Genomic DNA, 12336 nt, shown 5'->3' with positions numbered 1-12336 from the left:
ATCTTGGCTCAATCGCTTCAATCCCACGAAATCTCTCTCGTGGAGATACAAGGTGGCTCGGCGAAGCCGAGACGGAGTCGGGGTCGACCAGCGCTGCATTGGAAATGCATGCGCCAGGCTGCCATGCGCTATGCCAAAGACCAGCCGCCTTTGGCGGGGCGAGGAACCCAAGCCTATTCACATCCCCGTCAGGTCGCTCATCAGGCCGGACGCCACCGACAGCCGCGACACGGTGATGTCGCCGCCTTCGGTCAGCGCCTGCAGCCTTTCGCGGATGCGCGCGACGCGTTCGCCGCCGGCCTCCAGCCAGGCCGCGACCGGATCCGCTGCCGCGCCGTAACCGGTCAGCGCTGCCACCGCGATGCCGCGCCGCGCCACGCCGATCATGTCGGTCGCGCGCGACAGCGCCAGCTGGTCGTAATAGTCGGGCGGCACGATCGAGCGCGCCGCTTCCTCGACGCGCGGGATGCGGAAGGCGTCGCTGACGGCGAAGAAGGCCTTGGCCGCGCTGACGATGTCGGCATTGGCGGTGCGCGCGGTGAGCGCGATATCCGGGATCAGTTCCGCCACCTCGGTCAAAGCGAGCTGCCCGGCGAGCTTTTCCGGCGCGCCGCCCTTGGACAGGCCATGCTGTCGATCCTCGATGCGCTCGCGCGAGAAGGCCGGCAGCAACGAGAGAAGCTTCGGCTCGAGCGCCTTGCGGGCTTCCTGCAATTCGGCGATGCGCTGTCCGAGCGGCGCCGAGCCCGCTTCGTTCTTCAGGTACCAGCCGCTGGTCACGAAAATGAGCCGGCTAACCGCCTGATAGAGATCGAGCTGGACCTGGCCGTCGATCTGGTTGTCGAGCGCGTCGATCTCCTTGTAGAGCGCAGGCAGCGCAAAGCCGTCGCGCACCACGGTGAAGATGCGTACGACATCGGCCGCCGTGCGTCCCGTCGATTCCTGCAGGCGGTTGACGAAGGACGGACCGCCGCGATTGACGAGGTCGTTGGCGACGACCCGCGCAATGATCTCGCGCCGCAGCCTGTGGTCGCGGATCTCGCCGGCGAATTTCTTGGCCATGCGCTCCGGGAAATAGCCCATCAGGTCGCGGTCGAAATGGTGCTCGTCCGGCACGTCGCTGGCGACGATGTCGGAGAACAGCACGATCTTGGCATAGGCCAGCAGCACGCCGAGCTCCGCCCTGGTCAGCGGCTCGCCGCGCGCCTCGCGTTCGGCGAGCGCCGCCGGCGAAGGCAGCGTCTCGACCGCGCGGTCGAGCAGGCCGCGCGCTTCGAGCGCCGTCATGAAGCGCGCCTGATGCGCGATATCGGCGAGCCCCCGCTTGCGCGCCAGCGAGAGCGCCAGCGTCTGCTGGTAATTGTTGGAGAGCACCAGCGCGCTCACCTCGTCGGTCATTTCGGCGAGCAGCTTGTTGCGCGCCGGCCGCGCCAGCGAGCCTTTGCGCATGGCGGATGCCAGCGCGATCTTGATGTTGACCTCGACGTCGGAGCAGTTGACGCCGCCCGAATTGTCGATGGCGTCGGAGTTGCAGCGCCCGCCATTCATGCCGAATTCGATGCGCGCCCGTTGGGTGACGCCGAGATTGGCACCCTCGCCGATCACCTTGGCGCGAACGTCCAGCGCGGTGACGCGGATGGCGTCGTTGGCGCGGTCGCCGACATCCTGATTGCTTTCCCCGGAAGCCCGCACATAGGTGCCGATGCCGCCGAACCACAGAAGGTCCACCGGCGCCTTGAGGATGGCACTCATGATCTCTACCGGCGTCGCCGTGGTCTTGGACAAGCCGATCGCGGCCGCCGCCGCCTGCGGCAAGGTGATCGATTTCTGGCTGCGCGAGACGATGACGCCGCCTTCCGACAGCTTCGACTTGTCGTAGTCCTGCCAGGACGAGCGCGGCAGCGCGAACATGCGCTGGCGCTCAGCCATCGAGGCCGCCATATCCGGATCGGGATCGATGAAGATGTCGCGATGGTCGAAGGCGGCGATCAGCCTGGTGGCCGGCGAGAGCAGCATGCCGTTGCCGAACACGTCGCCCGACATGTCGCCGACGCCGACCACGGTGAAGGGCGAGGTCTGGATGTCGCGGTTCATCTCGCGGAAATGGCGCTTCACCGCTTCCCAGGCGCCCTTGGCGGTGATGCCCATCTTCTTGTGGTCGTAGCCGGCCGAACCGCCGCTGGCGAAGGCGTCGTCCAACCAGAAGTGATGCTTCTCGGAAATCGCGTTGGCCGTGTCGGAGAAGGTTGCCGTGCCCTTGTCGGCGGCGACGACGAAATAGGGATCGTCCTTGTCGCGCCGCACCACGCCTGCGGGCGGGATGACGCCATCCACGCCGATATTGTCGGTGATCGACAAAAGGCTGGAGACGAAATTCTTGTAGGCCGAGGTGCCGGCTTCGAAGATGACGTCGCGGCCGGCGCTCATCGGCAGCTTCTTGGGATAGAAGCCGCCCTTGGCGCCGACCGGCACGATGACCGCGTTCTTGACCTGCTGCGCCTTGACCAGCCCCAGCACCTCGGTCCGGTAGTCCTGGGCGCGGTCCGACCAGCGTAGGCCGCCGCGCGCCACCGGACCGAAGCGCAGATGTACACCCTCGACCTCGGAGCCGTAGACGAAGATCTCGCGCCACGGCCTGGGCGCCGGCAGGCCTTCGACCGCTTGGGAGTCGAGCTTGATCGCCAGTGACTGCCCCTTCTCCTTCGTATCGGCTACGAAATGATTGGTTCGTAACGAGGCTTCGATGAGGTTGAGGTAGCGGCGGATGATGGTGTCGTCATCGATATTGGGCACCTCTTCCAACGCATCCTTGATCTTGGCCTTCAGGTGCTTCGCCGCGACCACGCCGTCGCCTTCCGCCGCCGGCCCGAGCCGGGCGACGAACAGTTCATGCAGGCCGCGCGCGATCTCGGGGTAACGATTGAGCGCCGCGGCAATGAAGTCCTGGCTCTGCGGGATGCCGGCCTGCTGCAGATAGCGGCCATAGGCGCGCAGGATCGTGATCTCGCCCGACCACAGGCCGGCGGTTTGCGCCAGGCCGTTATAGCCGTCATTGTCGACATCGCCGCGCCAGACCGACAGGAATGCATCCTCGAACAGCGCGCCGCCGTCGGAGAGGTCTATTCGCCCGCCGTAGCTGTTCTCCAATTCCATGTCGTGGATGAACACCCGATCGGCCGGGTCGTCGCCGACCTCGAAAGTGCGCTCGCTGATGACGCGGAAGCCGATATTTTCGAGCACCGGCACGCGCCGCGACAGGGCCACCGGACTGTCGAAATGGTAGATCTTCAAAGCCGCCTGGTGCGGCTTCTGGTCGGCGTGGCGGTAATAATCGATGGCGATCGGATTGTCGGCGCTTATCTTCGCGATGCGTCCGGCGTCGGCAAGCGCCACGGCGGCCGAGAAGGTGTCGCGATAGCTTTCGGGAAAGCGCGCCGCGATCGCCTTCAGGGCCGGATCGCTCCCGGCCGCCTCCGCGGCTTCGGAGAGCGCGTCCTCCCAGGTCCGCACGATGTCGCGGATTGCCGCTTCGATCGTCGACTGCTCGACCTTCGGCGTCTTGCCGCCGGAACGGCCGATGATGAAGTGCACGCGCGCCAGCCCGCCTTCCGGGAAGGCCGGGTAATAGGCCGACAGCCGGCCCTCGAACACGGTCTTGAGATAGGTGCCGACCTTCTCGCGCACGACGCTGTCATAGCGGTCGCGCGGCACGAAGACGAGGATCGAGACGAAGCGGTCGAACTGATCGACGCGCACCAGTGCCCTGACACGCGGCCGCTCGATCAGCCCCAGAATGGCGCTGGCATGCTTGCGCAGGATGGGAACGGAAACCTGGAACAGCTCGTCGCGTGGATAGCTTTCCAGCACGTTGATCAGCGCCTTGCCCGAATGGTCGTTCGGACTGAAGCCGGACTTGGCGATGATCGTCTCCGCCTTCGAGCGCAGATAGGGGATCTTCATCACCGAGCGCGTGTAGGCGGTCGAGGTGAACAGGCCGACGATGCGCAGCTCGCCCGCCAGCGCGCCTTTCGACGTGTAGGTCTTGACGCCGATGTAATCGAGATAAATGCGCCGATGCACCGACGACTTGGCATTGGCCTTGGTGACGATCAGCGGCTCTGGCCCGTGCAGGAAGGCGCGGATCTCCGGCGTCGTCGTCACCGCTTCGGTGCCGCGCCTCAGCACCAGCACATCGGGGTCCGACAGGATGCCCATGCCCGGTTTGTCCGCGCGCTCCAGATTGCCGCTTTCCTCGCCGCCGATATATTTGAACTCGCGCATGCCGAGGAAGGTGAAATTGTCGTCACGCAGCCATTCGAGGAAGGCGATCGCCTCGGCGACGCTTTTCTTGTCGAGCGGCACGGCCGAATAGCGGAATTCGGAAATCGCCTGGTCAAGGCGCGCGAGCATGCGCTTCCAGTCGACGACGGCGGCGCGGACCTGCGAAAGCGTCTTGCGCAGCCGCTCGGTGAGGCTCTTCGCCTGCTCGGCGGTCAGTCGCGGGATATGCACATGGACGACGCTCAGCCGGTCGTGGCTGACATCCTCCTTGCCGCCATCGCCGAGAATCTCGACGACGCCGGCTTTGCCGTGGCGGACGGTAACGATCGGATGGGTGACCAGCGTCGGCTCGCCGCTGGTTTCGGTGATTTCGCCAAGGATAGAATCGAACAGGAACGGCATGTTGTCGTTGACGACGGTGATGACCGTGACCGGCCGGCCGCCGCAGACAACGCCGGAATCCGCCTCGACGGCCACGACGCTTTCGCCCTTCCTGTGCTCGGCGACTGCTTGGGCGGCGAGCTCGCCGGCGCGCTCGAGGTCGGCCACGTCATAGGCCGCGATGTCCTCGGCGGGTGCCCGGGCCAGCAGATAGTCGACAAGCCTTGCGGGTTTTTCCTCCGCTTTCGCGGCGGCTTTCTTCGGCTTGGATTTAACGCTGGCCATGACGCTTAGTCCCTCCCGTCGTATGCTTTTGCGACTATGGTAGCCAGATGAGCGCTGTTTGGCGACAAAGGTTTGACGACGCTTTAAAAAATTCGAACCGACGCCATCGGCCTGCGAGGAGAAACCATATGACCGGCAAAATAACCGCTCTTGACCTTGTCCAAGCGGAGCTCAGCGATGCGACCAAGGCCTATTTCGACAGATGCCGGGAGAAGCTCGGCCTCGTGCCAAACGTGCTTCTCGCCTACGCCTTCGACGAGAAGAAGCTGCGCGCCTTCACGGATATGTACAACGACCTGATGCTGGGCGAGTCCGGCCTGTCGAAGCTGGAGCGCGAGATGATCGCGGTGGTTGTTTCCTCGATCAACCACTGCTTCTATTGCCTGACGGCGCATGGCGCGGCGGTACGCCAGCTGTCGGGCGAGCCGGCGCTGGGCGAGATGATGGTGATGAACTTCCGCGCCGCCGACCTGTCGGACCGCCAGCGCGCCATGCTCGAATTCGCGGTCAAGCTGACCGAGGAGCCGGCCAGGATCGTGGAAGCCGACCGCGCCGCCTTGCGCCAGGCCGGTTTCTCCGACCGCGATATCTGGGACATCGCCTCGACCGCCGCCTTCTTCAACATGTCGAACCGGGTAGCCGCCGCCGTGGATATGCGGCCGAACCCTGAATATCACGCCATGGCGCGGTAGAGGCTCCTGCCCTTACATTAGCACTAACGAATTTTTCATTGCCCGCCGCACCGTTTGGTCCGATGATCAGGACTGCGGCACGAGCCGCATATCCGGGATTTCGGCGCAGCCGCATATCCAAGATTTCGGCGCAGCCGCATATCCAAGATTGCGGCGTAGCTGCATATCCAAGATTGCGGCGGAGCCGCATATCGGATCGCAGCATCGCTGCACATTGCAAGCGGCGTGGCCGCATGCCGGTTCAACGCCGCCAAGGGAGGAGAACATGGCGAAATTTCTCTATGTCTATCACGGCTCCGGCAAGATGCCGACCGATGACGCGGAACGCAAAGCGGCAATGGATGCCTGGACCGGCTGGTACGACAAGCTCGGCTCGGCCGTGGTCGACGGCGGCAATCCGGTCGGCATGTCGAAGACTGTGCTGCCGGGCGGCAGGATCGAGAACAATGGCGGCAGCAACCCGACCGCCGGCTATACCATTGTCGAAGCCAGGGACATCGACGACGCGGTCGCCAAGGCAAAGGATTGCCCGATCCTGATGGACCCCGCCTTCAGCGTCGAGATCGCGCCGATCATCGAAATGATGTGAGGCCGGCCGCTTATCGCGCGGCGATCGCCGCGGCCGCGCCCGCCATCGTCGTGGCGCTGACGCGGTTGGCGATCTTCATGGCGCGCTTGCTCTTGAGCAGCCGGCGCGCCTGCGAAGCAGCCAGCACCCAGGCGAGGTCGATGACGATCAGCACAATAGCCATGGTCAGCGTCAGCTCGACCCAGCCAATGACGCTGACCGAGGCAAGGTCGATGATGGTCGGCAGCAGCGCCAGATAAAACATCATGATCTTCGGGTTGCCGAGCGTCACCGCCATGCCGGCGAAGAACAGTTTCAGGGCTGAATCCTCGCGCGGCATCTCGCCTTCCTTGGCCTCGACCGGCGCCGTCCACATCTTGAACGCCAGATAAGCGAGGTAGGCGACGCCTACCCATTTCACGGCGACGAAGGCGTAGTGGAAGGTCTGCGCCACGACGGCCAGCCCGAACACCGCCAGCGACAGCCAGACGGCCTCGCCGATCCACATGGCCAGCAGGAAGGGGAAGACGTCGCGGAACCCCTTCGAGATCACCCGCGCCACGAGTGCCGCGATCGACGGACCGGGCGAGCCGGCGGCGACGAAGAGGGCGGCTGCGAAGATCAGCAATGAGGCGAGATGCATGGGGCGTTTCCTACAAGACAGAGAAGAAAAGATAGCCGATCGGATTAGATTTGACACGCCCAGCAGGCGCGATCGTTGTTCAAGGCGCCAGTAACTGCCAACGCCGGCGCTGCCCCCTCATCCGCCCTTCGGGCAACTTCTCCCCGTAAACGGGGCGAAGGCACGCTTTCATGGCTGCTTTCGCCAATCGCCAGCGTTGCGGGAAAAGCGCCGGCGTCGCGGCCAGCTCTCTTCTCCCCGCTCGCGGGGAGAAGGTGCCGGCAGGCGGATGAGGGGCAGCGCCGACGCCGACAATTCCTGCTCTTGCCGTCCCCTTGAGCCTTCGCTAGAAGACCCGTCCCTTACCCATTTTCGAGCATCGCTTTGCCACAGTAACCGCCGGTCTCGCCAACTCCTCTGAATGCACCGCAGGCGCAGCCATTGGCGCGTCTGCTCTATTTCACGTGTTCTTCAGGCGGCGGTTCGAGACCGGTTTGGCATTGCTGAGCCGCTGTCGTGCGCAGTTCCGCGCCGACCGCCTGGCACCACCAACACAGTCTTCGCCACGCCGTGCCTTTGGGGCATCTCGGATATCGCCGGCCTGACGGACTTCCCGACGGGAAGGGCCTGCCGGCATGTCTACCTTGCGTGTCCACTGGACGATCGCACCCGCAATCGCGCCTCGACCTCTCATCAACTGCAACCGCTGCGGCGGCGTCAGGTCATACCGATGCAGCGAGAAATTCCGCGTCAACGCCAATGGCAAACGCATCGACGTGTGGCTGATCTACCGCTGTGTCGACTGCGACAATTCCTGGAATTTCGCCATCCTGGAACGGCAAGCCCGCCGAGACATCGAGCCGGCGCTGTTTACGGCGCTCGAATGCAACGATCCGGCGCTCGCGCGCCGCTTTGCCTTCGATGCCGCCGCGCTGCGCAACAGAGCAGGGCGGGTCGAGGAATTTGCCGACGTCACGGTCGATAAGGCGCTGCTGGACGGCGAACCCGGACACGCGACCGCGCTCCGGCTCGAGCTTCGGCTCGAGGGCGCGACGGCTTTGCGGCTGGACCGCTTGCTTGCCGGCGAGCTCGGCCTTTCGCGGTCGAGGCTTCGAGCCCTGGAGGACCGAAGGCGGCTGACCGTCGAACCGGATGGCGCCAGGACCTTGCGCAAGCCGGTGCGCGACGGCGTGGCGATCCATATCGATCTGGCCGGGGAGGCGGATCGCCGCGCTATCCTGTCGGCCGCGTGCCGCTGAAAGAAAAAGAGGGAGCGGACGCTCCCTCTTTTTGAATCCTTCTCTGAAAAACCTACGCCGCGCCCATCACCTTGGCGGCCTTTTCAAAGCGCTTGCGCTCGTTCGGGTCAAGATAGAGCTTGCGCAGACGAATGGTCTTCGGCGTCACCTCGACCAGCTCGTCGTCCTGGATCCAGGCCAGCGCCCGCTCCAGAGTCATCCGGATCGGCGGGGTCAGCTTCACCGCCTCGTCCTTGCCGGCGGCGCGGATGTTGGTGAGCTTCTTGCCCTTGAGCACGTTCACTTCGAGGTCGTTGTCCCTGGAGTGGATGCCGATGATCATGCCCTGATAGACCTTGACGCCCGGATCGATGATCATCGGGCCGCGGTCTTCCAGGTTCCACATGGCGTAGGCGACGGACTCGCCCTGCTCGTTGGAGATCAACACGCCGTTGGTGCGGCCGGGCAGTTCGCCCTTATAGGGCTCATAGGCGAAGAACAGCCGGTTCATCACCGCGGTGCCGCGGGTGTCGGTCAAAAGCTCCGACTGGTAGCCGATCAGGCCGCGCGTCGGCGCGTGGAAGACGAGGCGCTGGCGGTTGCCGCCGGACGGGCGCAGCTCGACCATCTCGGCCTTGCGCTCCGACATCTTCTGCACGACGACGCCGGCATGCTCCTCGTCGACGTCGATGACGACCTCTTCGACAGGCTCCAGCAGTTGGCCGTCATCGCCCTTCTGCATGACGACGCGGGGCCGCGACACGGCGAGCTCGAAACCCTCGCGGCGCATCGTTTCGATCAGCACCGCGAGTTGCAATTCGCCGCGGCCGGAGACGAAGAAGGAATCCTTTTCGGCCGATTCCTCGATCTTGAGCGCGACATTGCCTTCGGCCTCGCGCAGCAGGCGGTCGCGGATCACGCGGCTCGTCACCTTGTCGCCCTCGGTGCCGGCAAGCGGGCTGTCATTGACGAGGAACGACATGGTCACGGTCGGCGGGTCGATCGGCTGCGCATGCAGCGGCTCGCTGACTGCTGGGTCGCAGAATGTGTCGGCGACGGTGCCCTTCGACAGGCCGGCGATGGCCACGATGTCGCCCGCTTGCGCTTCCTCGATCGGCTGGCGCTCGAGACCGCGGAAGGCGAGGATTTTCGAGATGCGGCCGGCCTCGATCTGCGTGCCGTCGTGATGCAGCACCTTGACTGCCTGATTGGGCTTCAGCGTGCCGGACTCGATGCGGCCGGTGATGATGCGGCCGAGGAAGGGATTGGCCTCCAGGATGGTGCCGATCATGCGGAACGGGCCGGGATGGACGGTCGGCGCCGGCACATGCTTGACGACGAGGTCGAACAGCGGCGCGAGGCCCTGATCCTTCGGGCCTTCCGGATTTTCCGAGACCCAGCCGTCGCGACCCGAACCGTAGAGGATCGGGAAGTCGAGCTGCTCGTCGGTGGCGTCGAGCGCGGCGAAGAGGTCGAACACCTCGTTGACCACTTCGACATGGCGGGCGTCCGGACGGTCGATCTTGTTGATGACGACGATGGGACGCAGGCCGACTTTCAGCGCCTTGCCGACGACGAACTTGGTCTGAGGCATCGGGCCTTCGGCGGCGTCGACGAGCACGATCGCCGAATCCACCATCGACAGGATGCGCTCGACCTCGCCGCCGAAATCGGCGTGTCCGGGCGTGTCGACGATGTTGATGCGGGTGCCCTTCCAGTCGACCGAGGTCGCCTTGGCCAGGATGGTGATGCCGCGCTCTTTTTCGAGGTCGTTGGAATCCATGGCGCGCTCTGCGACGCGCTGGTTGTCGCGGAAGGCGCCGGACTGTTTCAGGAGCTGGTCGACCAGGGTGGTTTTGCCATGGTCGACATGCGCGATGATCGCGATATTGCGGAGGTTCATGTGTTTGGTCTCGGGAACGTTGCAGGCGGCAGGCTTAAAAAGCGCCGCCTTTTTCGGTTGCGCGGCTCATACAGGGTTTTTCGCAATTGCGAAAGGGGAGGCCCGCCCCCAAATAAATGGTCACTGATTCTTAAACGTCTTGGTGTGAAATGATTCTGTTAACCAAGGCGGAACCTTTGAGGGGCCGGGCAATTTCATGTTCATGACCGATCAGATGTCCAGATTGCGTCCGGTTTTCGCGTGGGCAGCGCTTGGCGTGCTGCTTGCGGCCGGCGTTGCGCAGTCGGCGACGGCTCTGCGAGAGAGCAGTTCCATCCAGCCGCCCGACGCCAGGACCGCGCAGCAGATGTTCGCCGACGCCCCTGACGGCGTCGACCCGATCGTCACTGGCCCGGTCAGCGCCGCCTTCAAGCAGCGGCAGAAGGACGCCAACTGCGACACCGCGGTCTGGCCGAACGTTCCCCGGGCTTGTTATCCGGACTAACGCCCTTCATCGCCTTTGACTTCTGAGCCGCCGCGATGCTTTCGCCTCACGGCGCAGACCTTGTAACTCTGGGCCTTCGGGTGTGTTGAGATTCAGGTCAGGCCGAGCCGAGGACGATGGCTTCCGAGAACCGGAGCGGAGCGTACGTTAAGTACGTGAGCACCGGAAGCGCAGGAAACCATCGTTCGCAGGCCAGCATCACTTGAATACAACGCAGCCTAAGCCGACCGCACCGGGTCGAGCGTCACCTTGTAAAGCTCGTTGTCATCGCGATCCATCAAGCGCACCGTCAGCTGCTCCGTGGCGCCGGAAATATCGACCAGCCCGAAAAACTGCAGCCCGGCCGACGGCGGCAGGTTCTGGCCCTGCTCGGCGGTCGGCGCCTTGATGAATTTCAGCTCCGGCCCGAACGTCATGTCGAGATCGTTGGGGCCGAACGTGCCGGCATGGATCGGGCCGGAGACGAATTCCCAGAACGGGTTGAAATCCTGGAACTGCGCCTTGTCGGGGTTGTAGTAATGCGCCGCGGTGTAGTGCACATCGGCGGTCAGCCACACCGTGTTGGTGATGCCGGCATTCTTGATGAAGCGCAGCACATCGGCGAATTCGAGCTCGCGGCCCTTCGGCGCGCCATTGTCGTTGTTGCTGACGGCCTCGAAACCGACCTTCTTCGCCGCGTCGTCCCAGACGACCAGGCTGAGCGGCATGTCGGCGGCAATGATCTTCCAGGTCGCCCTGGAATTGGCCAGCTCGCGCTTCAGCCATTTGGACTGCTCCTCGCCGATCATGCGCGACTTCGGCGTCAGTGTTTCGTCCAGATTAGCACCGTTGGGGCCGCGATAGGAGCGCATGTCCAGGAAGAACACGTCGAGCAGCGGCCCATGCGAGATCTTGCGGTAGACGCGGCCCGGCTCCGACGGCTCGTAGCGGATGGTGGTCATCTCATGGAAGGCGCGCGCCGCGCGGGCCGCCAGCACATGGATCGACTTCTCCTTGTAGCGGTTGTCGGCGGTCAGGTCCTTCGAGTCCGACCAGTTGTTCAGCACCTCGTGGTCGTCCCACTGGTAGAAGGTCGGGCAGATGGCGGAGAGGGCAAGCACATGCTTGTCCATCATGTTGTACTTCCACTGGTCGCGATACTCGTCCAGCGTCTCGGCGACCTTGCGCTTGCCGTCGATCATGACGACGTTCTTCCACTTGCCGCCGCCGGGCAGGTCGACCTCGTCCTTCAGCGCGCCGTCGGCATAGATCGTGTCGCCCGAATGCAGGAAGAAGTCCGGCGTGTGCTTGGCGATGGTCGAATAGGTCTTCATGCCGGTCTCGTCGATGCCCCAGCCTTGGCCGGCAGTGTCGCCCGACCAGGCGAAGCGCACGTCGCGCTTCGACGACGGCGCGGTGCGGAAGCGGCCGACGATCGGCTCGGAAACGACATTGATGTCGGAAAGATCGGCGGCGGTCATGCGGTAGAAGATGTCCTGGTCGGAGGCGAGGTCGGTGAGCAGCCGCTTCGCCGTGTAGTCGCTGGCGGGCGACGTATCGAGTGCAGCCAGTCGCGTGGCATTGGCGAAGCTTTCGGTGGTCGACACTTCATACATTACGCGCGCCGGGCGATCGGTGCGGGTCCAGACCATGCCCGACGTGGCGTCAACGTCGCCGGACTGCACGCCGTGCGTGAAGGCCGGGCGCTGATTGGCGCGGGAATAGTAGGGCAATGCCAGTCCGGAGGCGCCGACAAGGCCGAAGGCGCTGGCCGAAGTGACGAAAGCGCGGCGGGTAAGGGAAAGCTTGTTCATGGCGGTCTCCGGATGGCTTTGAACGGGAACGCCAAGCTCTCGCCTCAATGTTTCAGGCGCATATCGGAACCATGAAGTTTTGATAACAG

At 64.2% G+C, this 12336-nt stretch carries 8 protein-coding genes; 4 read left to right on the top strand and 4 right to left on the bottom strand.

What is annotated here, in order from left to right:
• Positions 1 to 177: 177 nt before the first annotated feature.
• Positions 178 to 4947, bottom strand: coding sequence for an NAD-glutamate dehydrogenase (locus P9273_RS17415; RefSeq protein WP_278050013.1), 4770 nt, complete (start codon positions 4945 to 4947; stop codon positions 178 to 180).
• Positions 4948 to 5075: 128 nt separating this feature from the next.
• On the opposite strand from P9273_RS17415, the gene P9273_RS17410 reads away from it, so the two are divergent.
• Positions 5076 to 5639 carry a peroxidase-related enzyme gene (locus tag P9273_RS17410; RefSeq protein WP_278050012.1) on the top strand — a complete coding sequence of 188 codons (564 nt, stop codon included), beginning with the start codon at positions 5076 to 5078 and terminating at the stop codon, positions 5637 to 5639.
• Positions 5640 to 5904: 265 nt separating this feature from the next.
• Positions 5905 to 6228, top strand: coding sequence for a YciI family protein (locus P9273_RS17405; protein ID WP_041004438.1), 324 nt, complete (start codon positions 5905 to 5907; stop codon positions 6226 to 6228).
• A gap of 10 nt (positions 6229 to 6238) precedes the next feature.
• Here the strand turns inward: P9273_RS17405 and P9273_RS17400 are convergent, their stop codons facing one another.
• Complete coding sequence (locus tag P9273_RS17400; RefSeq protein ID WP_278050011.1) at positions 6239 to 6850, bottom strand: LysE family translocator; 612 nt, start codon at positions 6848 to 6850, stop codon at positions 6239 to 6241.
• Between the two features lie 614 nt (positions 6851 to 7464).
• Here P9273_RS17400 and P9273_RS17395 point away from each other — a divergent pair.
• Positions 7465 to 8088: a DUF1062 domain-containing protein gene (locus P9273_RS17395; RefSeq protein WP_278050010.1), complete on the top strand. Its 624-nt coding sequence runs from the start codon at positions 7465 to 7467 to the stop codon at positions 8086 to 8088.
• 52 nt (positions 8089 to 8140) lie between these two features.
• On the opposite strand, the gene typA is transcribed toward P9273_RS17395, so the two are convergent.
• Positions 8141 to 9970 carry a translational GTPase TypA gene (gene typA, locus P9273_RS17390; RefSeq protein WP_041004432.1) on the bottom strand — a complete coding sequence of 610 codons (1830 nt, stop codon included), beginning with the start codon at positions 9968 to 9970 and terminating at the stop codon, positions 8141 to 8143.
• A gap of 214 nt (positions 9971 to 10184) precedes the next feature.
• Here typA and P9273_RS17385 point away from each other — a divergent pair, with 214 nt between their 5' ends.
• Entirely contained in the window at positions 10185 to 10454 is a 270-nt protein-coding gene (locus P9273_RS17385) for a hypothetical protein (protein WP_278050009.1), read from the top strand.
• A 218-nt stretch (positions 10455 to 10672) separates the two neighbouring features.
• On the opposite strand, the gene P9273_RS17380 is transcribed toward P9273_RS17385, so the two are convergent.
• Positions 10673 to 12247 (bottom strand): alkaline phosphatase D family protein, encoded by a 1575-nt coding sequence (locus P9273_RS17380; protein ID WP_278050008.1) that lies wholly within the window; start codon positions 12245 to 12247, stop codon positions 10673 to 10675.
• Positions 12248 to 12336: the final 89 nt, after the last annotated feature.

The organism is Mesorhizobium sp. WSM4935 (genome assembly GCF_029625735.1).
In the GTDB taxonomy this organism is placed as follows: domain Bacteria; phylum Pseudomonadota; class Alphaproteobacteria; order Rhizobiales; family Rhizobiaceae; genus Mesorhizobium.
The sequence above is the reverse complement of the archived record's forward strand: the minus strand, read 5'-3'. Positions and strand labels throughout refer to the sequence as shown.